At 67.3% G+C, this 24606-nt stretch carries 24 protein-coding genes; 17 read left to right on the forward strand and 7 right to left on the reverse strand.

Annotated elements, in window-relative coordinates; translation table 11 throughout:
- A complete protein-coding gene (locus tag IRT45_RS18115; protein WP_194807033.1) occupies positions 1–549 on the reverse strand; it encodes a nuclear transport factor 2 family protein in 549 nt (182 codons plus the stop codon).
- A gap of 399 nt (positions 550–948) precedes the next feature.
- On the opposite strand from IRT45_RS18115, the gene IRT45_RS18120 reads away from it, so the two are divergent.
- The 7 genes from IRT45_RS18120 to IRT45_RS18150 all read left to right on the forward strand — a co-directional run bounded on the left by IRT45_RS18120 (position 949) and on the right by IRT45_RS18150 (position 7792).
- Positions 949–1872 (forward strand): NAD(P)-dependent oxidoreductase, encoded by a 924-nt coding sequence (locus IRT45_RS18120; RefSeq protein WP_194807034.1) that lies wholly within the window; start codon positions 949–951, stop codon positions 1870–1872.
- The gene (locus IRT45_RS18125) at positions 1862–2269 is read left to right on the forward strand and encodes a carboxymuconolactone decarboxylase family protein (protein ID WP_194807035.1); all 408 of its coding nucleotides are present in this window, start codon (positions 1862–1864) and stop codon (positions 2267–2269) included. The genes IRT45_RS18120 and IRT45_RS18125 overlap by 11 nt, the downstream gene beginning before the upstream one ends.
- Before the next feature lie 14 nt (positions 2270–2283).
- The gene (locus tag IRT45_RS18130) at positions 2284–3768 is read left to right on the forward strand and encodes an FAD-dependent oxidoreductase (protein WP_194807036.1); all 1485 of its coding nucleotides are present in this window, start codon (positions 2284–2286) and stop codon (positions 3766–3768) included.
- Between the two features lie 26 nt (positions 3769–3794).
- On the forward strand, positions 3795–4655 hold the full coding sequence (locus IRT45_RS18135) for an LLM class F420-dependent oxidoreductase (RefSeq protein ID WP_194807037.1): 861 nt from the start codon (positions 3795–3797) through the stop codon (positions 4653–4655).
- A gap of 92 nt (positions 4656–4747) precedes the next feature.
- Complete coding sequence (locus tag IRT45_RS18140) at positions 4748–6007, forward strand: glycosyltransferase family 4 protein (protein ID WP_194807038.1); 1260 nt, start codon at positions 4748–4750, stop codon at positions 6005–6007.
- Entirely contained in the window at positions 6001–6732 is a 732-nt protein-coding gene (locus tag IRT45_RS18145; RefSeq protein ID WP_194807039.1) for a class I SAM-dependent methyltransferase, read from the forward strand. The genes IRT45_RS18140 and IRT45_RS18145 overlap by 7 nt, the downstream gene beginning before the upstream one ends.
- The gene (locus IRT45_RS18150; protein WP_194807040.1) at positions 6719–7792 is read left to right on the forward strand and encodes a prenyltransferase; all 1074 of its coding nucleotides are present in this window, start codon (positions 6719–6721) and stop codon (positions 7790–7792) included. Before IRT45_RS18145 ends, IRT45_RS18150 begins: the two co-directional genes overlap by 14 nt.
- Before the next feature lie 36 nt (positions 7793–7828).
- Here the strand turns inward: IRT45_RS18150 and IRT45_RS18155 are convergent, their stop codons facing one another.
- Entirely contained in the window at positions 7829–8515 is a 687-nt protein-coding gene (locus IRT45_RS18155; RefSeq protein ID WP_194807041.1) for a class I SAM-dependent methyltransferase, read from the reverse strand.
- Between the two features lie 169 nt (positions 8516–8684).
- Here IRT45_RS18155 and IRT45_RS18160 point away from each other — a divergent pair, with 169 nt between their 5' ends.
- The gene (locus IRT45_RS18160) at positions 8685–9251 is read left to right on the forward strand and encodes a TetR family transcriptional regulator (protein WP_194807079.1); all 567 of its coding nucleotides are present in this window, start codon (positions 8685–8687) and stop codon (positions 9249–9251) included.
- A gap of 28 nt (positions 9252–9279) precedes the next feature.
- Here the strand turns inward: IRT45_RS18160 and IRT45_RS18165 are convergent, their stop codons facing one another.
- Positions 9280–9771, reverse strand: a complete 492-nt coding sequence (locus IRT45_RS18165) for a glutathione peroxidase (RefSeq protein ID WP_375540119.1) — start codon at positions 9769–9771, stop codon at positions 9280–9282.
- A gap of 326 nt (positions 9772–10097) precedes the next feature.
- Here IRT45_RS18165 and IRT45_RS18170 point away from each other — a divergent pair, with 326 nt between their 5' ends.
- Entirely contained in the window at positions 10098–11714 is a 1617-nt protein-coding gene (locus tag IRT45_RS18170) for a GMC family oxidoreductase (RefSeq protein ID WP_194807042.1), read from the forward strand.
- Positions 11715–11783: 69 nt separating this feature from the next.
- Here the strand turns inward: IRT45_RS18170 and IRT45_RS18175 are convergent, their stop codons facing one another.
- Both IRT45_RS18175 and IRT45_RS18180 read right to left on the reverse strand, forming a co-directional pair.
- Entirely contained in the window at positions 11784–12320 is a 537-nt protein-coding gene (locus IRT45_RS18175) for a Uma2 family endonuclease (protein WP_194807043.1), read from the reverse strand.
- Between the two features lie 996 nt (positions 12321–13316).
- Positions 13317–13502 carry a hypothetical protein gene (locus IRT45_RS18180; RefSeq protein ID WP_062994606.1) on the reverse strand — a complete coding sequence of 62 codons (186 nt, stop codon included), beginning with the start codon at positions 13500–13502 and terminating at the stop codon, positions 13317–13319.
- 352 nt (positions 13503–13854) lie between these two features.
- Here IRT45_RS18180 and IRT45_RS18185 point away from each other — a divergent pair, with 352 nt between their 5' ends.
- The 7 genes from IRT45_RS18185 to IRT45_RS18215 all read left to right on the forward strand — a co-directional run bounded on the left by IRT45_RS18185 (position 13855) and on the right by IRT45_RS18215 (position 20978).
- Entirely contained in the window at positions 13855–14799 is a 945-nt protein-coding gene (locus IRT45_RS18185; protein WP_194807044.1) for a helix-turn-helix transcriptional regulator, read from the forward strand.
- Positions 14741–14947: a DUF397 domain-containing protein gene (locus IRT45_RS18190; RefSeq protein WP_194807045.1), complete on the forward strand. Its 207-nt coding sequence runs from the start codon at positions 14741–14743 to the stop codon at positions 14945–14947. Before IRT45_RS18185 ends, IRT45_RS18190 begins: the two co-directional genes overlap by 59 nt.
- 113 nt (positions 14948–15060) lie before the next feature.
- Positions 15061–16530, forward strand: coding sequence for an ATP-binding protein (locus IRT45_RS18195; protein WP_228534543.1), 1470 nt, complete (start codon positions 15061–15063; stop codon positions 16528–16530).
- A gap of 107 nt (positions 16531–16637) precedes the next feature.
- Entirely contained in the window at positions 16638–17150 is a 513-nt protein-coding gene (locus IRT45_RS18200) for a MarR family winged helix-turn-helix transcriptional regulator (RefSeq protein WP_194807046.1), read from the forward strand.
- Positions 17147–18928, forward strand: coding sequence for a chloride channel protein (locus IRT45_RS18205; protein WP_194807047.1), 1782 nt, complete (start codon positions 17147–17149; stop codon positions 18926–18928). Before IRT45_RS18200 ends, IRT45_RS18205 begins: the two co-directional genes overlap by 4 nt.
- A 260-nt stretch (positions 18929–19188) precedes the next feature.
- Positions 19189–20226, forward strand: a complete 1038-nt coding sequence (locus IRT45_RS18210; protein WP_194807048.1) for a tellurite resistance/C4-dicarboxylate transporter family protein — start codon at positions 19189–19191, stop codon at positions 20224–20226.
- An 86-nt stretch (positions 20227–20312) separates the two neighbouring features.
- Entirely contained in the window at positions 20313–20978 is a 666-nt protein-coding gene (locus IRT45_RS18215; RefSeq protein ID WP_194807049.1) for an LUD domain-containing protein, read from the forward strand.
- Between the two features lie 360 nt (positions 20979–21338).
- Here IRT45_RS18215 and IRT45_RS18220 read toward each other — a convergent pair whose 3' ends face one another.
- Positions 21339–22859 carry an MFS transporter gene (locus tag IRT45_RS18220; RefSeq protein WP_194807050.1) on the reverse strand — a complete coding sequence of 507 codons (1521 nt, stop codon included), beginning with the start codon at positions 22857–22859 and terminating at the stop codon, positions 21339–21341.
- A gap of 155 nt (positions 22860–23014) precedes the next feature.
- Here IRT45_RS18220 and IRT45_RS18225 point away from each other — a divergent pair, with 155 nt between their 5' ends.
- Positions 23015–23812, forward strand: a complete 798-nt coding sequence (locus IRT45_RS18225; RefSeq protein ID WP_194807051.1) for a TetR/AcrR family transcriptional regulator — start codon at positions 23015–23017, stop codon at positions 23810–23812.
- 30 nt (positions 23813–23842) lie between these two features.
- On the opposite strand, the gene IRT45_RS18230 is transcribed toward IRT45_RS18225, so the two are convergent.
- A complete protein-coding gene (locus tag IRT45_RS18230) occupies positions 23843–24580 on the reverse strand; it encodes an SDR family oxidoreductase (RefSeq protein ID WP_194807052.1) in 738 nt (245 codons plus the stop codon).
- Between the last annotated feature and the right edge of the window lie 26 nt (positions 24581–24606).

Raw genomic sequence — 24606 nt, forward strand, 5'->3', positions numbered from 1 at the left:
TCACCACAGCGGGACCGGCGACTCGCCGATCTTGTACCAGCCCGGCAGCGGCCCGGCGCCCGAGCGTGCGATCCGCTTCTGCATACCCTCCGAGAGCGCGTTCGCGGTGATCATCTCCACGAACAGCGCGGAGACGTTGCCGAAGTCGAAAAAGTCACGCTGCCAGGACCATTGGAAGTCGCCGCCGTAGCGGAACCAGCTGCCGCCGATGCCCTCCGGGCTGTAGTGGCGGCCGTCGGGGCGGGTGTTCTCGTTGACCTGCTTCCACAGTCCGATCACGTTGCCGCTGCGCTCGTCGACGACGAATTCCTGGTACGGGTAGGTCCAGCCCTCGAGCCCGTCCATCTCCTGACCCAGCGCGAGTTCGCGGATCTCCTCGCGGCCCACCGCCATGAATTCCTGGGTCGGGCCGTAGTTCCAGCCGTAGGTGGCGTCCTCGGTGTACATGTCGGCCAGCGGCCGCCAGTCGCCCGCCGCCTCGCAGCGTTCGTTCTCGACCACCCAGCGGCGGACCATCTCGTCGAGTTCGTCCCGGGAAAAACCGGACATCGCAGCTTCCTTCACATTCTGTGTCGAGGGCCGGCGCCGATCTCCGGCGTGGCCTGATCCGGGCGGTCACCGGGCTGCGGCGACCGCGAACGTCGTGGTCCGTCAGCCCGTTTTCGAGAACGAGTTCAGGCCGGGATATCCCTCGCGGACAGGCGCGAAAGACACATCGCTGGACATGTGTCTGGACGGTACCACCGCAAGCGGGGGCCGACAATGGATCGACCACTTTTGCCACCGAGAAGCGGACGTTCGACCAGGGTGCCGTGGACCGCCCACGCCGTGGTCGGCGCCGATTCCGTACCCTCGGCACAGTCGCGGAATTGAAACAAGTTCTTGCGCCAAGATCAGAGTCGAACCTATAGTTCCGTACACGTGTCCAGACAGCTCCGAAAGGTACCCATGAGCGGGTCCACGAACGACAGCACCGGCGCCGCGGGTTTCATCGGCCTCGGCAATATGGGTGCGCCGATGGCCGAGCGGCTGCTGAACCGCGCCGGCGGCCTCATCGTCTGCGACACCCGGGCGGAGGCCGTGCAGCCGTTCGTCGACGGCGGCGCCGAGCCGGCGAAGACGGCGGCCGAGGTCGCCGAGCGCGCCGAGGTGATCTCGGTGGTCGTTCTCAACGACGCGCAGGTCCGATCCGTGGTGACCGGTCCGGACGGACTGCTGAGCACCGCGCGCCCCGGCACGGTGATCGCCGTGCATTCGACCATCAGCGACCGGACCGCGGTCGAACTCGGCGGCGTCTGCGCCGAACACGAGGTGGACTTCGTCGACGCCCCGGTCAGCGGTGGTGGTGCGGGGGCGAAGAAGGGATCGCTCGCGGTCATGGTGGGCGGCAGCGACGCCGCGTTCGAGAAGGTGCGCGAACCGTTCGGCTACTGGGCCGAACTGGTGGTGCACGCGGGCGAGGTCGGCGCCGGTACCCGGATGAAACTGGCCCGCAATCTGCTGCATTTCGTCTCGTTCACGGCCACCGCGGAAGCCCAGCGACTGGCCGAGGCGGCCGGGCTGAACATCGTCGACCTCGGCAAGGTGGTCCGGCATTCCGATGCCATCACCGGCGGCGCGGGCGCCATCATGCTGCGCGACACCACCGCGCCGATCGCCGCGGACGACTTCTGGCATTCGATCTTCACCCACACCCGCGACCTCGGCGAGAAGGATCTGTCGCTGGCCCTGGCCCTGGGCGAGCGGCTCGGCGTCGAATTGCCCTTCGCCCGAATGGCTTTGAGCGGACTCGGCGACGGGCTCGGCGTCGGGCCCGGCGATGTTTCCCGGGCCGCGCGCACCGACACTTCGGAGGAGAGCAATGAGCGCTGAAACCGACGGCCTCACGCCCGAGCAGCGCCGCGCGCGCGGGGTCGCCAAGATGGGCGAGGTCTACGGCTGGGAGATGTCCGACGGGCCCGGCGCACATTTCGCCGTGACGGCGGATCATCTGTTCGCCGATATCTGGAGCCGACCGGAACTGTCCGTGCGTGATCGTCGCCTGCTGCTGCTCGGCGCGCTGACCGCGCAGGGACACCTCGACGTCACCGAGATCCAGGTCAGCGCGGCCCTGCGCAACGGCGAACTGACCGAGGAACAGCTGCGCGAAATCGCGATCTTCCTGTGCCACTACACCGGCTGGGCCGCCGGGACCAAACTCGACAGCGTCGTCGGCAAAGTCGTGGCCGCCGAGAAGAAGGCTGCCGAAAAGAAGTCCGCCGAGAAGTGAGGAACGAACCCACCATGTCCGACACCCTGGGTGTGCGACCACAGCCCGCCGCCGATATCACCGACTGGGACTACGAGGCCGATGTGGTCATCGCGGGGTACGGCATCGCCGGCGTCGCCGCGGCGATCGAGGCCGCCCGGGCCGGCGCCGACGTGCTGGTGCTCGAGCGCACCGGCGGCTGGGGCGGTGCGGCCTCCCTGTCGGGTGGATTCATCTATCTGGGTGGCGGCACTCCGCTGCAGAAGGCGCTCGGTTTCGACGACACCCCGGAGAACATGGAGAAGTTCATGCTGGCCGCCCTCGGGCCCGGCGTGGACGAGGCCAAGATCCACGACTACTGCCAGGGCAGCGTCGAACACTTCAACTGGCTTGTCGCCCAGGGAGTTCCGTTCAAGGAGGAATTCTGGGGCGAGCCGGGCTGGGAACCCCCGCACGACGAGGGCCTGATGTATTCCGGCGGCGAGAACGCCGCGCCGTTCAAGGACATCGCCACCCCGGCCCCACGCGGGCATCTGCCGCAGATGCAGAACAAGCGCATCGGCGAGCAGGGCGGCGGCTACATGCTGATGAAGCCGCTCACCGACACCGCCGAATCCCTCGGTGTGCGAGCCGAATACGACATCCGGATCCAGCGGCTCGTGGTCGCGGACGACAATCGCGTCGTGGGCGTGGTGGCCAAGCGCTACGGCAAGGAGATCACAGTTCGCGCCCGGCGCGGCGTGGTGCTGGCCACCGGCAGCTTCGCCTACGAGCAGCGGATGATCGAGGGCTACGCGCCGCGACTGATCGGCCGCCCCGCCGCCGCGATCGAGGAACACGACGGCATCGGCATCCGGGTCGCCCAGGCGCTCGGCGCCGAATTGGCGCATATGGACGCCACCGAGGTCGCCTTCTTCGGTGATCCGCAGATGATGGTGCGCGGCATCCTGGTCAACGGCCGGGGGCAGCGCTACATCGCCGAGGACACCTATCCGGGCCGGATCGGCCAGGCCACGCTGATCCAGCAGGACAACCAGGCCTACCTGATCATCGACGAGGCCGCGCTCGAGGAGGCGCTGAAGACCGAGTCCAGCACCCCCTTCTTCCGCCAGCCCCCCACCTGGGCGGCGGAGACGGTCGAGGAACTCGAAAGCGATATGGGCCTGCCCGCGGGTTCGCTGCAGGCCACCGTCGAGGTCTACAACCGGCACGCCGAATCCGGCGCGGATCCGCTGCTCGGCAAGAAGCCGGAGTGGGTGAAGCCGATCGGCACGCCGGTGGCCGGGTTCGATATGCGCAACTTTACCGCCGGATTCACCCTCGGCGGTCTGCGCACCGATCTGGACTCCCGGGTCATCCACGTCACGGGCGAGCCGATCCCCGGCCTGTACGCAGCGGGCCGCTGCACTTCCGGCGTCTGCGCGGGTGGCTATGCCAGCGGCACCTCCCTCGGCGACGGCAGCTTCTACGGTCGCCGCGCGGGCCGCGCCGCCGCCAACGACGGTCCGGCATCGAGCTGATGCCCGACCGAACCGAAAGGAACACCATGCGTTTCGGCATCGTCCTGTTCACCAGCGACCGCGGCATCCGGCCGGCGGTCGCGGCAAAGGCCGCCGAGGAGCGCGGCTTCGAGTCGTTCTTCGTGCCGGAGCACACCCACATCCCGATCAAACGGGAGGCGGCGCATCCGCTGACCGGCGACGAGAGCCTGCCCGACGACCGGTACATGCGCACCCTGGACCCGTGGGTCGCGCTCGCCACCGCGGCGGCGGTCACCGAACGCATCGAATTGTCCACGGCCGTGGCACTTCCCACCGAACACGACCCCATCACGCTGGCCAAGACGATCGCCACCCTGGACCATCTGTCCGGCGGCCGGGTCAGTGTCGGCGCCGGATTCGGCTGGAACACCGACGAACTCGCCGACCACGGCGTGCCGGGCAACAAGCGCCGCACGGTGCTGCGCGAATACCTCGAGGCGATGCGAGCGCTGTGGACCGAGGAGGAGGCGAGCTACGACGGCGACTTCGTGAAGTTCGGTCCCAGCTGGGCGTGGCCGAAGCCGGTGCAGCCCAAGGTGCCGGTGCTGATCGGCACCGCGGGCACCGAACAGGGTTTCCGCTGGATCGCGCGGTCGGCCGACGGCTGGATCACCACCCCGTACGAGACCCACACGCTGCTGGAACGCCTGCGACTGCTGACCAAGGTGTGGCAGGAAGCCGGTCGCGAGGACACCCCGCGGGTGGTCGCACTCGACGGCAAACCCGACACGCAGCGGCTCACCGAATGGAGCGCCGCCGGGGTGACCGACGTACTGTACGGACTGCCGGACAAGTCCGAAGCCGAGGTGCTGGCCTATCTCGACCGCCTGGCCGGCAAGCTCGCGCCGCTGCGCGCGAGCGCCTGAACACCACGGCGCGCGAGCGCCTGAACACCCCGGCGCGCGAGCGCCTGAACCACCACGCGACCTGGCGCCCGAACAGGAAGTGAGCCGAAGACGTGCGTATCGCCCTGCTGTCCTACCGCAGCAAGACCCACTGTGGCGGGCAGGGGGTGTATGTCCGGAAGTTGAGCCACGGCCTGGCCGAACTCGGCCATGAGGTCGAGGTCTTCTCCGGTCAGCCGTACCCGGAACTGCTCGATCCCCGGGTGAAGCTGACCGAGGTGCCCAGCCTGGATCTGTACCGCGATTCCGATCCGTTCCGCACGCCGCGGCCCGGGGAGATCCGCGACCGTATCGACCTGCTGGAACTGGGCACGATGTGGACCGCCGGATTCCCCGAGCCGCGCACGTTCAGCCTGCGCGCGGCGCGGCTGTTGCGTTCGCGCGCAGCGGATTTCGATGTCGTGCACGACAACCAGTGCCTGGGTTCGGGACTGCTCGACATCGCCCGGCGGGTGCCGCTGGTGGCCACCATCCACCACCCGATCACCCGCGACCGGGCCGTCGATCTGGCGGCCGCGCCGTGGCGGCGCAAGGCGTTCGTCCACCGCTGGTACGGATTCCTCGGCATGCAGCAGCGCGTCGCGCGGCTGATTCCGGATCTGATCACCGTCTCCTCGACCTCGGCAGCGGATATCGCCGACGACTTCGGCGTCGACGCCTCCCAGTTGCGGGTGGTCCCGCTCGGCGTCGACACCGAACTGTTCCGGCCGCGTGAGCGCCGCGTGCCGGGCCGGATCGTGGCCGTGGCGAGTGCCGACAAACCGCTCAAGGGCATCTCCCACCTGCTGCAGGCGCTCGCCCGGCTGCGGCTCACCCACGACGTCGAATTGCAGTTGGTGGCCAAGCTGGAATCGAACGGCCCCACCGAGAAGCTGATCGCCGAACTGGGCATCTCCGATATCGTCACGGTCTCGAGCGGCCTGTCCGACGAGGCATTGGCCGAACTGCTGGCCTCGGCGCAGATCTCCTGCATTCCGTCCATGTACGAGGGCTTTTCGCTGCCCGCCGTGGAGGCGCTGGCCAGTGGCACCGCCCTGGTCGCCAGCCGGGCCGGCGCGCTGCCGGAGGTGGCGGCCGACTGTGCCGAACTGGTCGAGCCGGGCAATGTGGACGAACTGACCGGCGTCCTCGGGAAACTGCTCGACAATCCGCGTCGCATCGACGACCTCGGCGCCGCCGGGCGCCACCGCGCACTCACCGTCTTCAGCTGGGAAGCCGTGGCAGCCCAAACCGTTTCGGTGTACGAACGCGCCATCGCCCGCCGCCAGGGCACCGATCTGACCGCCGATACACAGGAGGCGACCGTATGCTGACCGTCGATTTCGACCGCTTGGGGATCGGTCCGGGCCTGCGAGTCATCGATGTGGGATGTGGGCAGGGTCGCCATTCCTTCGAGGCGTATCGGCGCGGCGCCGATATCGTCGCCTTCGATCAGAACGCCGACGACCTCGCCGATGTGAAGGTCATGTTCGGTGCGCTGGCCGAGGCCGACGAGGCTCCCGACTACGCGCAGGCCGAGACGGTCCAGGGCGACGCGCTGGCCATGCCGTTCGAGGACGGCGAATTCGACGTCGTCATCGCCTCGGAGATCCTCGAGCACATTCCGGCCGACGACGGCGCCATCGCCGAACTGGTACGCATCCTCAAACCCGGTGGGGCCCTGGCGATCACGGTGCCACGCTGGCTGCCCGAGCGGATCTGCTGGCTGCTCTCGGACGAATACCACGCCAACGAGGGTGGGCATGTGCGCATCTACCGCGCCGACGAACTGCGCGGCAAGGTCACCGCGCGCGGGATGCGCTTCATCCACAGCGAACACGCACACGCGCTGCACGCTCCCTACTGGTGGCTGAAATGCCTGGTCGGGGTGGACAAGCCCGACGCCCGGCCGGTGCAGCTGTATCACCGGATGCTGGTGTGGGACATGATGAAACGGCCGTGGCTGACCCGTGTCGCCGAATCGGCCCTGGACCCGGTGATCGGCAAGAGCGTCGCCCTGTACTTCACCAAGCCGGCGGTGTCCGGTGCGCGCCGCTGAGCTGCCCTCGATTCCCGGCGTCCTCACCGCCCGGCAATGCCTGGCCACCGCGGAATCCATTGCCGCACAACAGCACAGCGACGGCGCCATCCCGTGGTTCCGGGGCGGGCACACCGATCCCTGGGACCATGTCGAGTCGGCGATGGCGCTGACGGTGGCGGGGCTGCTCGATGCCGCGCGCGCCGCCTATGCCTGGTCGGCGGACACCCAGCGCGCGGACGGCTCCTGGCCGTCGCAGTTCCGCGGCGACGTCGTCGAGACCGCCGACACCGACACCAATTTCTGCGCCTACATCGCCACCGGCGTCTGGCACTACTACCGCTGCACCGGTGACCGCCGCTTCGTGGACACGATGTGGCCGACCGTGCGCGCCGCGATCGACTACGTCATCTCGTTGCAGCAGGGCCGCAACGGCGAAATCTATTGGCTGCAGACCGAACAGGGCATCCTGCCCGAGGCGTTGCTGACCGGCTGCTCGAGTATGTTCCACAGCATCGGCTGCGGGCTGGCGATCGCGGAACTGATCGGCCTCGCCCAGCCGGAATGGGAGGTCGCGGCCCTGCGCCTCGGCCACGCCCTGCGGCATCATCCGGAATCCTTCGCCGAGAAGGACCGGTATTCGATGGACTGGTACTACCCGGTGCTGGGCGGGGCGCTGCGCGGAGAGGCCGGACATGCCCGGATCGCCTCGCGCTGGAGCGATTTCGTGGTCGGCGAGATCGGTATTCGCTGCGTCTCCGACCGGCCGTGGGTGACCGGCGCCGAAACCTGTGAACTGGCACTGGCACTGGACACCCTCGGTGATTCCGATCGCGCGCTGCGCCTGCTGGCGAGTATCCAGCACCTGCGCGAGGACGACGGATCCTATTGGACCGGACTGGTTTTCGCCGACGGTAAGCGCTGGCCGGAGGAGCGCACCACCTGGACCGGTGCGGCGGCGGTGCTGGCCGCCGACGCGCTGACCCGCACCACCGGCGGCAACGGCATCTTCCGCGACCTGGCGCCCAGTGCGGATATCGCGACCGGCCTCACCTGCGACTGCGTGCGCTCGCCCAGCTGAGCCGGCCGCGACCTCATCGCTTCCGCTTCGGCCGTTTCAGCCCTTACCACCGCACCCCGTGCCACGCTCGAGCAACCGCAGCGATCCGATGGCCGCGACCTCGCGGAAATTGCCGCTGTCCAACGCCTTTCGATAGATGTGGTACGGGGCCTGCCCGCCGTCGGCCGGATCCGGGAAGACGTCGTGGATGGCCAGCACGCCACCGGCCGCCACCCAGTGCGCCCAGCCGTCGTAGTCGCGCTGGGCCGCTGCCTCGGTATGTCCGCCGTCGATGAACAGCAGCCGGATCGGGCTGCGCCAATGCTTCGCCACGGTTGCCGAGGGGCCCACCACGCCGATCACGGTATCGGTCAATTCCGCGCGCACCATGGTGCGGCGGAACGTGGTCACGGTGTCGAAGCGGCCGGTTTCGGGGTCGACCAGCGAGGTGTCGTGATACTCCCAGCCGGGCTGGTGTTCCTCGGACCCGTGATGATGGTCGATGGTGTAGACGGTGGCGCCGGTGTCTCGGGCCGCCGCGCCGAGATATATCGCCGACTTGCCGCAGTAGGTGCCGATTTCCACGATTATTCCGTCGCCCGCGTAACGCCGCGCGGCCTCGTAGAGCGCGCGCCCCTCCTCGATCGGCATGAATCCCGTCGCCTGCTCGGCCAGCTCGAACAATCGCCGAGTATCCGCGGAAATATCGGATTCCGCGGGAATTATCGAATCGGCACGAGTCATCAGAAGAACACCTTTCGGAAATCATCTCTCGATACTTTGCGAGCGGATGCGATATTGTGTGATTTGCGACTGTATCCGCTCCGGCTACGGGTATGCGAGTTGCTTTCGAAGCTTCACTACAGTAGCATCCAGACACGTGTCCGATCCCATTTCCACCGAGCCTACACCGGTGAATATGGAGGCAACTCGCCGCCGCCTCACCGAGAAGCAGGCCGATACCGTCGACCGGCTGACCAAGGCCGCGCTGGAGGTGCTGTCGCGCGAAGGCTTCGCGGGCCTCACCGTGCGCATGGTGGCCGCGGCCGCCGGAGTGGGTACGGCCACCGCCTACACCTATTTCTCCTCCAAGGAACACCTGGTCGCCGAGGTCTTCTGGCGGCGGCTGGCGGCCGACGCGCCGCCGGAGCCCGAGGCCGGCATCGACCGGATCACCCGGGTGGTCGCGGTGTTGCGGCAGATCGCCATGCTGGTCGCCGACGAACCCGCGCTGGCGGGCGCGGTGACCAGCGCACTGCTGGGCACCGACCCCGACGTCGCCCATCTGCGCACCCGCATCGGGACCGAGATCCGGCGGCGCCTGCTGGACGCCCTGGGCCCCGATGCCGATCCCGATGTGGTGGAAACGCTGGAATTGCTTTACGCCGGCGCCCTGGTGCGCGCCGGCGTGGGTTACGCCTCGTACGCCGAAATCGCCGATCGACTGGAAAAATCGGCCCTGCAGGTCCTGCGGGACTGATCGCGCAATTCCCGGGGCATTCCGGAAATTACGGCAATACCGCTTCGATGGCGGCGACCACATTCGGATCCTGCGGTTCGGTGCGCGGGCGGAAACGGCCGACCACCTTACCGTCGCGATCGACGAGGAATTTCTCGAAATTCCACTGAATATCGCCGGCGTCGCCTTCGGCATCGGCGGTCTGCACGAGTTCGCGATACAGCGGATGGCGGTCGTCACCGTTGACGTCGACCTTGGCCAGCAGCGGGAAATCCACGCCGTAGGTGGTCGAGCAGAACTGCTGGATCTCCTCGGCGGTGCCCGGTTCCTGCCCCATGAACTGGTTGCACGGCACGCCGACGACACTGAATCCGCGCGAGCCGTAGGCCTGCTGCAGCGCCACCAATCCGGTGTATTGCGGTGTCAGACCGCATTTCGAGGCGACGTTGACCACGAGCAGGGCCTTGTCACCGGCGAGTTCGGCCAGGGTCGCGGGTTCGCCGGCGAGCGTCTGGACGGGAATGTCACGAATATCGGTCACAGTCGAAATGATAGGTGGAATCTCGGCGGGTGCGAGCGCGACTTCCGTCGCCGGACCCGTCCGCGGAAGGTGTGCCGAGGGTCGACGCATCCCGCCGCAGCGCCCGCGCACAGGCGAACTAACTGCAACCTGTTCTATAGTGTGACGTGGACAACATCCCAGGTCATAGCCAGGAAGTCGCTCCCGGACCGCGTCCCGCGCATGATTTTTCCCCACTGCGCATCTTCACCATTATTAGAACTTGTTCTACAGTGAGCTGAGGCACGCTCCCGCGCCGAGCGCTGCCGCGATCAGCCGCTACCACTTCGAAGATGAGGTAACCGAACATGACCGACACCAGCGCAGCCGATTACATCGTCATCGGCGCGGGCAGCTCCGGTGCCACTGTCGCTAGTCGGCTCGCCGAGCAGGGCGCCAGCGTCATCCTGCTCGAGGCCGGCCGCAAGGACAACACCAAGTTGGTCACGGTCCCCGGCATGATCACCACGGTTCACACCGTTCCGCAGCTCAAGCACCAGGTCACCTGGTCGCAGTACTCGATTCCGCAGAAGCACGCCGCCGAGCGCCGGGTGCCGATGACGCGCGGCAAGGTGCTGGGCGGTTCGAGTTCGGTCAACGGCATGCTCTTCGTGCGCGGCAACAAGGCCAACTTCGATTCCTGGGCCGCCGAAGGCTGTGAGGGCTGGAGCTACGAGGACGTGCTGCCGGCCTACAAGCGCCTGGAGAACTGGGAGGACGGCGCCAGCGACCTGCGCGGCTCCGGCGGTCCCATCGAGGTGACCCGGCAGAAGGACCTCACCCCGATCGCCAAGGAGTGGATGGAGGCCGCGGCCGAAACCTTCGGTGTCCCGGTCATCGAGGACTACAACGGCGAGTCCCAAGAGGGCATCAGTATCTTCCAGCAGAGCGTGAAGGACGGCCTGCGCTTCAGCTCCTCGCGCGGCTTCATCACCAACCGCCCCAATCCGAATCTGAAGGTCGTCACCAAGGCGCACGTGGCGCGCGTGGTGATCGAGAAGGGCCGCGCCATCGGCGTCGAGGTCATCGAGAAGAAGGGCCGCCGGATCATCCGCGCCGAGAAGGAGGTCGTGGTCTCCGGTGGCGTGATGGGTTCCGCGCACATCCTGATGCTGTCCGGAGTCGGCCCCGCCGGGCACCTGCGCGACCTCGGCATCGAGGTCAACGCGGATCTGCCGGTCGGCCAGAACCTGCACGACCACCTGTTCGTCCCGATGACCTTCATCTCGAAGAAGGCGCTGCACCGCGGCATTCCGTCACATTTCGCGGCCGGTTTCCTCAAGGAACTGCGCAGCCCCGGCAGCTCGTGGTTCGGGCGCACGGTCTTCGAATCCGTGGGCTTCGTGCGGACCTCGATGGCCAAGGACATCCCGGATATGCAGATCCACACCCTGCCGTGGAGCTACCCGACGCCCAACCAGGACGAGGACAAGCTGCACATGGTGGACAAGCGGGAAGCGCTGACGATCTTCCCGACCCTGATCTACCCGAAGAGCCGCGGCGAACTGCGCCTGGCCTCCACCGATCCGCTCACCTCGCCGCTGATCGACCCGGGCTACCTCTCGGATCCGGCCGATATGGACTTCCTGGTCGAGGCCATCGGCATGATCCGCGAGGCGGCGGCGAACAAGGCGATCGCGGGCGATATCACCGAGGAGTTCTCCCCCGGCCCCGCGTTCCAGGACGAGACCGCGCTGCGCCGCGAGCTGCCGATGCGGATCCACTCGGTCTACCACCCGGTCGGCACCTGCCGGATGGGTGTGGACGAGCGCGCCGTCGTCGACCCGCAGCTGCGGGTGCGCGGCATCGAGGGCCTGCGCGTGGCCGACGCCTCGATCATGCCGAGCATCACCGGCGGCAACACCAACGCCCCGTGCTACATGATCGGTGAGAAGGCGGCCGAATTCATCACCGCCTCCGCGTAATTCGCCTCGTTCGACCGGCCCCGGTTGTGATCACCGATCGCGACCGGGGCCGTCGTCGTCGCGGGGTCGTCAGATATCGCTGAGATCGATGTCGACGGTGAAAGGTGCCGTCGCCTTGATAATGCCCGTGTACATCTCGCCGGTCCGATATGCCCTCGTTGCCGGGTCGAGGATGTAGGTGTAGATCAGCGGGACGCCGGTCGCGGCCTGTTCGACTCGCCAGTAGAAGGCGATACCCGCCTTGGCGTACTGGTCGACCTTCACGATCCGATCGGTCGTCTCGGACCCGGGCGAAACAACCTCCACGACCAGCAGGACGTGTTCAGGGCGGGTAGGCGTGATGTCGATCGTGTCCGCGCGGTACACCACGACATCTGGACGGCGGTTGGTGAGCGGAACGTCCTGTAGGCGGACGTCGAAGTCCGTATCGGCGTTCCACTCCGGGCCCGACGCGGCATCCAGCGCGTTGGCCAGAACGCGGGCCAGCCGGTTGTGCCGCTTGGACGCGCTGGGACGCGCCACGGCGATGCCCACCGCAATTTCGGTACTCGCACAACGCTCTTCGGGCCAGGAATCGTATTCCGCTGCCGTGATTCGCTGGTGCATCTATTCCGACGGGACGGTATCGACGGTCATGACAGCGCTCCTCCCAAGCGATGTCGGGCATACTCACGCCGGGTTCGGCGGGCCGAAGCCGACGCCGAGATATGTTGCAGGGCACAGAAGCAACTACGCAAGAAGCGCGAGTTGCCGTGCCAGCCGCTCGATGCCGCAAGTCGGCGCTCGACCATCCGGGCGTCTAGGGGGGCGGTAGGCCCGCAAGTGCGTGCAAGCCGTTCCGGTGGGCGTTCTCGAAGGGGCGGCGCGTGTACTGATCGTGCAAACCTCGCTCGGATTTGCAGTTTTCGCGCATTTTCGTGGAGGTTTGCACGATTAGTTCACCTCGGGGACTGGCGGGGTCGGTCTGGTTCGGACGTTGGGTTGTGGCGGGGTATCAGGTCGTTCAGGCAGGGGAAGCTGGTGGCGGGGGTGGCGCGTAGGGCTTGGGCGATTACCGCGTACCAGTGGGGGTCGCCTTGGATCGTCGGGGCGGGGGAAGTTCGTGGAATGCGTTGCGGCAGAGTCGGTGTCATATGTCGCTCCTTGTCGCGTGATATCGCGCGCGGGCCCTTCCTTGGCGGACCTTGCGGTGGCCGGATATTGCGTTGGCGGCGTTGCGGTCGGGGGCGTCGCGGAGCGTTGCCGCGTAGTGACGCGTTGCGGTGGTGGGGCGTTGCGGTGGCCTGCGGGGTCGGGAGGGGACCCCGCAGGCACCTCAGACTCGCTCGCGGCACTCGGTGGGGAGTGGGACGGTGGCGTCGAGACGTCCTGCGAGCGAGGCGTTTTCATGGTGGGCCCGGTGTGGCAGGCGGTGCATTGGGCGGTGGTCGCGGCGTCGGGGTCGTGGCCGAGGGTGGTGAGGATGTTGCGGCAGCTGCCGAGCATGTCGCAGGTTTGCGGGGTGCAGGCCGCGTGGCGGTCGGCATGGATCTCGCGGTGCATCCGCTCGGGGGAGATCGGGTTGGCGAGCGGGCCGTGGAAGACCGGGTTGGTCATGGCCGCTCAGATTCCGAAGTGCGGGCGGTCGGCGGGGTGCATGGCGCCCGTCGCGACGAGCCACAGCTTGGCCTGTAACTTGCGGGCGCACACCGTGATCGGGCAGTCGAGATGGTCCTGCATGATGCGGTGAGCGAGCGCGGTGGTCATGGTCGGCAGGGCGCTGTGGATGATCGGTCGCAAACCGTGCACGGGAGAACACCTCCGGACGTCGTCGGGGCACCAGCGGACACGCGACTGCTGGTACTCCCGATGGCCGGGGCCATTTTTCGGCCACCACCTTGCGGCGTCGGTGCTACGCGGTAATGTCTCGTCGGTACCATCGCGGTTGTAGTCGCATCCGGGGGCAACGGTTGTGCGACTTGCCGATTCGAGTTTCCCGGCCATCGGGGTGGCTCAAGAAGACCACCGACTGAGCCGGCGGGACAATAGCGCCATGCATATGCAACGAAGGTTCTGCGACGGCCCAGAGCGGCTCGCACGGGGGTAGCCGACTTCTTTCCTCGTGCAAACGGCGACCGCTCACGATGCAAACGAGGAATCCGTGACGAACATTGGTGAGGACAGCTCGACCACCCTGCCCCGGCGGCAATTGGGCAGGTATCTCAAGGAGGCCCGCCTGGGCGTGGGCCTGCGGTTGGAAGACGTTGCGCCGCTTATGCAATGGTCGGCGAGCAAACTGTCTCGACTCGAAGCCGGAAAGTCCCCAGCCATCCGAGTGCTCGATGTGGAGGCGCTGTGCGGCATCTACGACATCGACGATCCCGAGGTCATTGCCGGCCTCGTCGGCCTGGCGAAACAAAGCACCGGCAAAAGCTGGTGGCAGGCATTCGATGACGTTATTTCGGGGAACTTCGACCTGTACGTGGGATTGGAGTCGTCGGCTAAACGGCTTTCCATTTTCAGGCCCGACATGCCTTCCGGCCTTTTCCAAACGAAGGAGTATGCGCGTGCTGTCGATCAGCGCTACTACCCTCAGATCGATCCTGGCGAGTTGGCGCGGCGAATCGAACTGAAGACCAAACGTCAAGCGTTGCTCACCAGGAAAGTAAGCCCCATCTCGGTTGATCTGATAATCCATGAGTCTGCGGTGCGAACCGTTGTGGGAGACCCGCGGACGATGGCGGCACAATGCCACCACCTGGCAAATCTACCGGGAAATGTGACCGTCAAGGTTCTGACGTACGAAGCCGGATTCCCGGCCGGACTGCCGACCGGCCCCTTCGCCATCCTCGACTTCGGAACCGATTTGAAGGGCCGTGAACTGTCGCCGACGGTCGTCTATATCGAATCGTACGCAGGCGATCTGTACCTCGAGCGCCCAAAGGATGTGGGGCGGTATCGTCAGGCGTACAGCATCATCGAGCAAGCGGCGCTTGACATTGCGGACAGCAAGCGTTTTCTGAGGAACACAGCAAGGGAGTTCGATCGTGAACGTCGATCTGACCGGAGCCAAGTGGTTCAAGTCGAGCCGCAGCGGTGGCGGTAAGGACTGCGTGGAGACCGCGTTCCTCCCCACCGGACACGTCGGAGTCCGCGACTCCAAAAACCCCACCGGCCCCGCCCTCGTCTTCACCCCCACCGAATGGGACGCCTTCACCACCGACCTCCGCAACGGCACCCTCGACAACGGCTAGATCGATCGCGTCATACGAGCCGGGCCGGCGCGCCACGCTTCGGTAGCGGATCCGCTTGCCGCGGCAGGTTTAACTATAGTTAGTTTAACCATAGTTAAACCTCGGAGGTTTGGATGGCGATCGCGAAGCCCTCGGACATGTTCGACCGAACGCGCGAATGGGAGGCGCTGACCCGATTCGTCACGAGTGGACAACCGCACGCGACTCTCGGGGTGGTCTCGGGACGTCGGCGACAGGGCAAATCCTTCCTGCTCGAGGCGTTGTGCGAGGCCACCGGCGGCTTCTACTTCGCGGCAGATCAAGCGACCGAGGCCGAGTCGCTCCGTTACTTCTCCGGCGCGGTCGCAGACTATTCCGGTTCCGATCTGCCGGTGACCTTCGAGGATTGGCGTCAAGCGGTGGATGGACTACTCGCGGTGACCGTCGACCGCGAGGTGCCCGTGGTCATCGACGAGTTTCCCTACCTCGCCAAGGCCGCTCCAGCGCTTCCCTCGATCGTGCAAGCCGCGCTGGCGCCCCGCCGACCCGAACGCCTGCGTTCGCGAGGTCGATTGCTGTTGTGCGGCTCGGCGTTGTCATTCATGGGCTCCTTGCTTTCCGGCGACGCACCACTGCGCGGGCGAGCCGGATTGGAACTCGTCGTGCCCACTCTCGACTATCGGCTCGCGGCCGAGTTCTGGGGAATCGAGGATCCGCGATTGGCGGTGCGCGTGCACGCGATCGTCGGCGGCACCCCCGCCTACCGCCGGGAATTCGTCGAGGACGATGCCCCCTCCGGGCCGGAAGACTTCGACGACTGGGTTCGGCGAACGGTGTTGAATCCGTCCAGCCCGCTGTTCCGCGAGGCTCGGTATCTGCTCAGCGAGGAGCCCGGACTACGCGATCCCGGCCTCTATCATTCGGTGCTTTCGGCTGTGGCACATGGCAATTCGACCAGCGGTGGGATCGCATCGTATGTAGGCCGTAAGGCCAGCGATATCGCTCACCCGCTCGCCGTTCTGGAAGACTGCGGACTCCTGCGCCGGGAGCCGGATCTGTTCCGCGGCAACCGAATCCTCTATCGAATCAGCGAACCATTGGTCACCTTCTATCAGACCATCCTGCGTCCCGAGTGGGCACAGTGGGAGCGGGGCCGCGATACCGACAGGTTGTGGCGCCGTCGGCGTAGCAGATTCGACAGCAATGTGCTGGGCCCGCATTTCGAACAGATCTGCCGCGACTGGATCGCCGGTTACGCACCGCCCGAGACCTTCGGAGGTTATCCCGGCAGGGTCGGCTCCGGAGTCGTGAACGACCCCGCCGATCGGGCTACACATGAAGTCGACGTGGTCGTGTTCGGCGAAGGGCGCGAGGGTACCGAATCGCTGCTCGCGATCGGCGAGGCGAAGTGGAACGACGTCGTGGGCATGGGGCATCTGGACCGGCTTCGCCGTATCCGGCAACTACTCTCCAGTCGGTACGACACCTCCGAAACTCGGCTGATCTGTTACAGCGCGGCGGGTTTCATGCCGGCGCTCGAGCGCGCAGCGGCCCGGGCGAGCGATATCGCCTTGGTCGGCTTGGACGATCTCTATCTCCGCTGACTGCCGATACGGCCTGAGCACGCCGATCGGCGCGGATCGGTTGTGATGCCAAACACAACGGGGGCGTTTGATTTGACGCAACATTTGCACATTGCAACTATTGTCTAATGCAAGGCAATGAGGGGACCGTCGCGCCGGCCGCCGACGCCGCGTCCGAACAGAGCACCACTGCCGAGATCGCGGCACTCGAAGCACTGACCCGGATGCTGGTCTCCATCGCCTGGGACAGTGCCCACGCCGCACCGCCCGGCGTCACCTTCCCGCAGATGCGCTTCCTGCTGATCCTGCAGGCCCTGGGCCGGGTGTCGTCGTCGCGGCTGGCGGCCGCGCTCGGCGTCAACGCCTCGTCGGTGACGCGGCTGGCGGACAAGCTCGAGGCCCGCGGGTACGTGGCGCGGGGAACCGATGCGCACAACCGCAGCGTCGTCACCATCGAGGTCACCACCGCCGGACAGGCCGTGGTCGATCAGGTGTTGCAGCGGCGGAAGGTCGCCTTCGGATCCTTGCTGGACGGCCTCACTCCCGAGGCACGCGCCCGCGTGATCGTCGCGGCGCGGGATCTGGTGCAGGCCGCCGCCACCACGCCCTTCGTCACCGCGACCGGGCCGGGGTCGTTATGAGCGCCGGGCATTCGCGCGCGACGCATCTGGGCGATTTCCAGGTCAGCCCGCGCCTGCTGCTGATCGCCGGCCTCGCGATTCCGGTCGGCGGCGCGGCCGCGGTGGCCGCGTACGCGCTGCTGCAGCTGATCGGGTTCATCACCAATCTCGTGTTCTACCAACGCTTCAGCACCGAGATGGTCGCGCCGGGCGCCACCCATCACCCGTGGTGGCTGGTACTCACGGCACCGGTCGTGGGCGGGCTGATCATCGGGGTGATGGCCCGCTACGGCTCGGAGAAGATTCGCGGCCACGGCATGCCGGAGGCGATCGAGGCCATTCTCACCGGCGGGTCGCGGGTGCAGCCGCGGGTGGCGCTGCTCAAGCCCGCCTCCGCCGCGATCAGCATCGGCTCGGGTGGCCCGTTCGGCGCCGAGGGGCCGATCATCATGACCGGCGGCGCGGTCGGTTCGATTCTGGCGCAATTGCTGAAACTGTCCGCGGACGAACGCAAGACACTGCTGGTCGCCGGTTCGGCGGCGGGGATGGCGGCGACCTTCAACGCCCCGCTGGCGGCGATTCTGCTGGCGGTGGAACTGCTGCTGTTCGAATGGCGGCCACGCAGTTTCATTCCGGTGGTGGCCGCCGTGGTCACCGGCACCATCTGCCGCTGGGCGATGCTCGGCAACGGACCGGTGTTCGCGGTGGCGACCGACGGGCGCACGCCCGGCGCGCTGTCCGACGGCCTGGCGCTGATTCCCGGCATCACCGGCGGACTGCTGGCGATCGCCGCGACCGCGATGGTGTATTTCGCCGAGGATTCCTTCGCCAAGATCCCGGTGCACTGGATGTGGTGGCCGGCCATCGGCGGCCTGATCATCGGCATCGGCGGCCTGTTCGAACCGCGGGCGCTGGGAGTCGGCTACGACGTCATCGACCAGTTGCTCACCGGACATGCCACGCTGTCGCTGATCGTCGGCATTCTGGTGGTGAAAACCCTGATCTGGTCGCTCTCGCTCGGCTCCGGCACCTCGGGCGGCGTGCTGGCGCCGGTGTTCATGATCGGCGCGGCGCTCGGGGCCGCGGAGGGCGGATTGTTGCCGCACGTCACCGCGGGTTTCTGGGCGATGTGCGGATTGGCCGCGGTGGTCGGCGGGGTGATGCGCTCACCGCTGACCGGCATCGTCTTCACCTGCGAACTCACCCATGCCTGGAACGACGTGCTGCCGCTCGCGGTGGCCTCGGTTTCGGCGTACGCGGTGTCGGTCCTGCTGCTCAAGCGTTCGGTGCTGACGGAGAAGATCGCCCGCCGCCGCCTGCATCTCACCCGCGAATACACCACCGACCCCCTGGAGACGTTCTTCACCCACGAGGTGATGACCGCCGATCCGCTGGTGCTCGGACTCGACGACCTCATCGACCCGATCCTCCCCCGGACCCACTACGCCGGGTTGTACCCCGTGGTCGACGGTTCCGGTGCGCTGGCCGGCGTGACCACCCGCCAGGCCCTGCAGAACAGCCCCGGCACGGCGGTCGCGGCGGCCACCCTGGACATCCGGACCGCCGTCCATCCGGACAACACCCTGCGCGAGGTGGCCAACGCACTCGCGCTGGCACACGTGACGGCGGCACCCGTGGTCGCGCGCGACGATCCGAACCGCTTGTGCGGCATCATCACCCTCGAACAGCTGCTCCACGCCCGCCGCCGCGACCTGCACGAGGAACACCACCGCGAACGCCTGCTGGTGGTACGCGAAGAACCAGCTGCCAGGGACGACGACAAGGTCACCGCCGCCTGAACAAAGCTGGCTCGAGGGCAAACCCGCCACATCCCACAGTCCGGCGGACCAGCACATCCGACGCAAGTTACCGCCGCGAGCGCCAAGGCGCACCACATCGGCTACACGGACCACCCATGGGCACATCCGGCGACGCCCGCAGAGACGAGTTCACCGGCGGCAGCGCGGCATCACGACGCCGAGCGCACCGGTCGAGCCGAGCCGACCCCTGCACGGTGTGGATGCGGGGCTCGGCGACATCCGCGTGGAACACTCGCGCTGTGAGCGAGTTCGGGCGGCGAGTGGGTTTCGTGGCGAATCTCGGTCCGGGGTGGTTCGCCTCGGTGATGGCGACCGGCATCGTCTCGCGGGCCGTCGGCGCGGCGGGGTGGGAGTGGGGTGGCACTGCCCTGTTGATCGTCGGCTTGATCGCCTACGCCGTGCTCGTCGTGGCGACCCTGCTGCGCATCGCATTCTTCGGCGACCGCGTGATCGGCGACGCGGTGAATCCCACGACCGGCTTCACCTATCTGGCCTTCGTCGCCGCCACCGGGGTGATGTCGGCGGGGCTGTCCCGGCACGCCTGGGTGGGTGCGGCGCTGGCCTTACTGCTGGTGGCGACGGTCGCGTGGGCGGTCCTCGTATACGCGATTCCGGCGCTGCTGATGCTGCACCACGGCGCACCGACCGCGGTGACCGGCGCCAACGGCACCTGGTTCCTCTGGGTGGTCGGCACTCAATCACTCGCGGTGGCCGCCACCGCCCTGCCGCAGCCGTGGGGTCAGCGTTTCGCGGTGCCGGCGCTGCTGTGCTGGTCGGTCGGCGTGGTGCTCTACGGCATCGTGGCGACGGTGGTGCTGGGCACCCTGTTCGGCACCTCGCTGACCGCCGAGCGCCTCGCGCCGACCTATTGGATCTTCATGGGCGCCACCGCGATCAGCGTGCTGGCCGGCACCCAGATCATGGATCAACGCTCGGTGGCGTTGATCGCGACCGTGCGGCCCATGCTCGAGGGCGCGACGCTGGTGCTGTGGGCGTTCGGCAGCTGGCTGGTGCCGCTGCTGCTGGCGGCCGGCATCTGGCGGCATCTGGTCCGGCATTTCGGGCTGAGCTACGAACCGGGCCTGTGGAGCATCGTGTTTCCCGTGGGCATGTACGGCGTGGGAACCGCCGAACTGGGCAAGGCCACCGGCGAACAGTGGATGGTCGACTTCGGGCACGGTGAGGCATGGGTGGCGCTGGCGGTGTGGGCGGCCACCGCGGCCGATCTGGTGGTTACGCTGGTCCGGCGCCGGCGTACCCGGGAATTCGTAGGCTGAACTCGCGATCTTCTACCGCACGGTAGCCTAGGTCGCGAAGTACGATCCGGCGGGAGGAGCCGGAGCAATGGAACGGGAGATTCACGGTGACCTCGCGGGAGGATTTCCTGCGCCGCGTGCGCGATGCCCTCGAGGCGCTACCGAATGACGAACGTATGGTGCCGGTGCCGCGCAACTATCAGCGCAATGCCCCGGTGCACTCGGCCGCGGACCAGGCCGAGATCGTCGAACTGTTCATCGATCGCCTCAAACATTATGGCGCCCAGGTCCATCGGGTCGGCGCGGACGAAATCCCCGGTGCGATCGACTCGGCCCTGCGCGCGCACGGCGCCCGCTCCGCGCTGGCCCCCGACGGGCTGCCCGAACATTGGCTGCGGCGCTGGGAACTGACGGGTGAACATCGGGTCCTCGACGATCAGCCGCAGCTGTCGATCCTCGATCGCGAACGCACCGATGCCGTGGTCACCGGATGTGCCGGCGCGGTAGCCGATGCGGGCACCCTGATTCTCGACGGCGGGCCGGGACAGTGCCGCCGCGACGCCGCCGTCCTGGCCGACTGTCATATCTGCGTGGTCCGCGTCGAGCAGATCGACTTCTCGCTGCCACAGGTCCTGGACAAGCTGGACCCGCGCCGGTCCATCACCTGGTTCGGCGGCCCGACCGCCATGACCGATCCGGAGGCCGATTCCGGCAAGGTCGGCGGAGTCATCGAGGAGACCGAGCGACGGCTGGTCGTCGTCATCGTCGGTTGATCGACGGCCTCTGTTCTCCCCACCCCCTCACAAGCGCTCGTTAAGGGCGCGGCAAGCGCATCCCGGCATTGTCGTCGTCGACACCGGGAGTGCTCCTGCCGCGAGAGGGGGCGGCAGGATCACCCACCGGCTGCGACCGAGACGATCCGCTCGGTCTGTCGACGAGGGGTGACAGGCCGGGCGGATCACGATTCGGCAGCGGCGCGGGTGTCCGACTCGAGGAATGATGGGGGTATGGAAACTGCGGTCGTCTTCGTCCTGGCTTGCCTGATCTACTGGTGGGGCTTGATCTGACCGATCGGCAGGCCCCGGCTCGCCACGGACTCGACCCCCGGACGCGACGGAGTCCGTCCCGGCCGGTCAGCGCGTGCCGACCAGTTCTTCCGCCGCACCCGGGTCCTGCTGTCCCACAGTCTCTTTCACGTTCCGCATCAAGAACACCGCTACCAGTGCCGCGACCACCGCGCTCACCGCGCCGACCGCGAAGGCGGCTTGCATTCCCGAACTGAAGGCATCGCGAGCCAATCTCGCCAGGTGCGGGTCACCCAGGCCGAGCGCACCGGCGATGGACTCGCGCGCACTCGCCGGCGCCCGGTCCGGCATCGCGCCGGAATAGGTGCCCGCCAGGATGGCTCCCAGAACCGCGACGCCCAGCGCACCACCGGTCTGCTGAATGGTGTCGTTGAGCGCCGACCCCACCCCGGCGTGTTCGGCGGGCACCGCGCTCATCAACGCGCCGATCGCCGCGGGCATCGCCAGACCGGCTCCCGCGCCGAGCAGCGCCATGGCCAAGGCCGGCAGCCAGAACCCGGTTCCGGCGTTCAATGTGGCCAGCACCCCGAAACCTCCGGCGACGACGACCAGCCCGGCGACGGTCACCGGTTTGGCGCCGAGTTTCCCGACCACACTCGCCCCCAGCGCGTTGAACGCCAGCACCGCGACCGCCATCGGCGTGAACGCCAGTGCGGTTCGCATCGGCGAATAGCCGAGCACGAATTGCAGATACTGCGTCAGCACCAGCACCAGACCGCCGTTGGCGAAGGTCACCAGCACCAGCGAGAAGCTGGATCCGGTGAAGGTGCGGTTGCCGAACAGGTGCAGCGGGACCATCGGCGAATCGGTGCGCAGTTCGCGAATCACGAAGCCGCACAATGCGGCAACCGTCACCGCCGCGGCGGCGAGAGTCGCGCCGTCCGTCCAGCCGCGCTGCGGCACGGCGATGATCGTCCACACCAGCGCCGTCATCCCGACGATGGACAGCACCGTGCCCGGGAGGTCCGGTTTACGCCACGGTCCCCGAGATTCCGGCATGAGCACCAGCGCCGCCACGATCGCCACGCCCGCGATCGGCACATTCATCACGAAGACCGAACCCCACCAGAAGTGGTTCAGCAGCGCTCCGCCGAGCACCGGGCCGCCGACCATGCCGAGGGTGGCGACCGCACTCCACGCCGCGATGGCCTTCGGCCGTTCCCGGTCGTCGAAGACGGTGATCAGGATCGACAGGGTGCTGGGCATGATCAGGACGCCGCCGATGCCCATCAGGACCCGCCCGGCGATCAGCATTTCCGGACTTCCGGCGTAGGCGGCCAGCAGTGAGGCGCCGCCGAACAGTGCCAGTCCGATCACCATGATCAGGCGCCGGCCGAAGCGGTCGGAGAGACTGCCGGACGTGAGCAGCAGTCCGGCGAACACCAGCAGATAGGCGTCGATGATCCATTGGATCTGCTGCGCGTCGGCATGCAGATCGGTGGCGATCTGCGGGATGGCGACCGTCAGCACCATATTGTCGATCACCAGCACCAGCGAGCTGAGACACAGGACGACCAGGATCAGCCAGCGGCGCGAACTGCCGACAGCGGTCGATTCCGAACTATCCATCGCGAACCCTTTCGAAGGACCAAAAGGACGCACACCGTGCGCCACTCCGAACACTGTACGGCCACCGCACACCGTTCGGCAATGAGTACGGCGTTCGACTGATCGAACGTCGTGCGGACGCGACTATGCTGACGTCGACTGCGAAAGGAGAGCCGATGGCGTCTCGGCCCGCTACGACCGACTCCACTACGACCGACTCCACTACGACTGACTCCACGCCGGCCGAATCCGCGGACACCGCGCAGATCCGCTCGGTATGGACCCGCGAACACCGGCAGCGCCGCGATCAACCGGCGCTGAGCCGAGCGCAGATCGTCGCCGAGGCGATCGCGCTACTCGATGCCGAGGGGTTCGAATCGCTGAGCATGCGCAAGCTGGGCAGCCGGTTGGGCGCGGGCGCGACCTCGCTCTACACCCATGTCGCCAACAAGGACGAACTGCTCGAACTGGTCGTCGACGAGGCCTTCGGTGAGTTGCGGCTGCCCGCCGAGCCGAGCACCGACTGGCGTGCTGCGATGCTCGAGCTCTGTCACGACATCCGGCGCATCCTGTTGCGCCACCCGTGGATTTCGATGGTGATGACGACCGCGGGGCTGGCCTATCTGGGCCCGAACATGTTGCGGCTGTCGGAGTCGCTGCTGTCGATCCTGGAGGATGCCGGCTTCGACTCCGACACCGCCGACCGTGCCTCGAATACGTTGCTCGCCTATGTCATCGGCGCGACCTCGACCGAGGCCGCGATGCTGACCTCCATCGCGCGCAGCGGACTCGACGAACAGGTGTGGTTCGAGCAGTTCATGGCCGCCGCCGACATCGCCGCACGGCCGTATCCGCGGATCCATCAGCGCTTCGCCGGCCATCGCGGTCACGACTCGGCCCGCATCCGCGAGGACAATTTCGACTCCGAACTCGGCCTGATCCTCGACGGACTGCACGCGCGGCGGAGGTCCTGAGCACCTGCCCGGAGCCTCCGCCCGCGGAGATCAGCGGCCGGTGGGCAGGTTCGCCCCGCCGGTCACGTCGAGCACCACACCGCTGACGAAGCCGTTGGTGGCGATCATGTGCACGGCCCGCGCCAATTCCTCCGGATCCCCTACGCGCCCAACGGGTGTGGTGGCGGCGAGGCCGTCGAAGAGGGTACGGCGCTGTTCCTCCGGCACCCGCTCCCACCATTCGGTGTCGACGACGCCGGGGGCGACGGCGTTCACCCGCAGCGGGGCGAGTTCGACCGCCAGCGGTGCCACCATGGCGTTCAGCGCCCCGTTGATCGCGGCCAGTCCGGCGGTGCCGGGGAAGGCCGCATGCGCCGACGCCGCGGTGATCAGGGTGATCGATCCGTTCGAAACCAGATGCGGCAGAGCCGCTTTGACAATTCTCACCTGCGGCCAGAACTTGCCGTCGAACCCCTGCGCCAGGTGGTCGAGATCGAGTTCGGCGAACGGGCCGCTGCCCGCCGAACCGCTGACCGCGACGACGAGGTGGTCGATGGGGCCGGACTGCGCGAAGAATGCCGCGATCTGCTCGGCATCGGTCGCGTCCATCCGGTAGCCGCTGGTCTTACCACCCAGCCGAGCCACTGCCGCGTCGAGTTTGTCCTGACTGCGGCCGGTGACCACGACCTCGGCACCCTCGTTCGCGAACAGCGCGGCGGTGGCCGCACCGATACCGGAACTACCGCCCATGACGACCACGCGCGGGATGCCGGTGCTGGAAGCGCTCATTGCAACTGTTCCTGTCCTGTACAGTT

The organism is Nocardia sp. BSTN01, from assembly GCF_015354405.1.
GTDB lineage: Bacteria > Actinomycetota > Actinomycetes > Mycobacteriales > Mycobacteriaceae > Nocardia.

Bases quoted from the DNA above. Each gene is read 5' to 3' on its own strand.
- IRT45_RS18200 (WP_194807046.1), top strand. From the start codon at position 16,638: ATGCAAGGCAATGAGGGGACCGTCGCGCCGGCCGCCGACGCCGCGTCC.
- IRT45_RS18155 (WP_194807041.1), bottom strand. From the start codon at position 8,515: ATGACTCGTGCCGATTCGATAATTCCCGCGGAATCCGATATTTCCGCG.
- IRT45_RS18135 (WP_194807037.1), top strand. From the start codon at position 3,795: ATGCGTTTCGGCATCGTCCTGTTCACCAGCGACCGCGGCATCCGGCCG.
- IRT45_RS18130 (WP_194807036.1), top strand. From the start codon at position 2,284: ATGTCCGACACCCTGGGTGTGCGACCACAGCCCGCCGCCGATATCACC.
- IRT45_RS18205 (WP_194807047.1), top strand. From the start codon at position 17,147: ATGAGCGCCGGGCATTCGCGCGCGACGCATCTGGGCGATTTCCAGGTC.
- IRT45_RS18225 (WP_194807051.1), top strand. From the start codon at position 23,015: ATGGCGTCTCGGCCCGCTACGACCGACTCCACTACGACCGACTCCACT.
- IRT45_RS18145 (WP_194807039.1), top strand. From the start codon at position 6,001: ATGCTGACCGTCGATTTCGACCGCTTGGGGATCGGTCCGGGCCTGCGA.
- IRT45_RS18230 (WP_194807052.1), bottom strand. From the start codon at position 24,580: ATGAGCGCTTCCAGCACCGGCATCCCGCGCGTGGTCGTCATGGGCGGT.
- IRT45_RS18170 (WP_194807042.1), top strand. From the start codon at position 10,098: ATGACCGACACCAGCGCAGCCGATTACATCGTCATCGGCGCGGGCAGC.
- IRT45_RS18115 (WP_194807033.1), bottom strand. From the start codon at position 549: ATGTCCGGTTTTTCCCGGGACGAACTCGACGAGATGGTCCGCCGCTGG.
- IRT45_RS18175 (WP_194807043.1), bottom strand. From the start codon at position 12,320: ATGCACCAGCGAATCACGGCAGCGGAATACGATTCCTGGCCCGAAGAG.
- IRT45_RS18125 (WP_194807035.1), top strand. From the start codon at position 1,862: ATGAGCGCTGAAACCGACGGCCTCACGCCCGAGCAGCGCCGCGCGCGC.
- IRT45_RS18120 (WP_194807034.1), top strand. From the start codon at position 949: ATGAGCGGGTCCACGAACGACAGCACCGGCGCCGCGGGTTTCATCGGC.
- IRT45_RS18195 (WP_228534543.1), top strand. From the start codon at position 15,061: ATGGCGATCGCGAAGCCCTCGGACATGTTCGACCGAACGCGCGAATGG.
- IRT45_RS18220 (WP_194807050.1), bottom strand. From the start codon at position 22,859: ATGGATAGTTCGGAATCGACCGCTGTCGGCAGTTCGCGCCGCTGGCTG.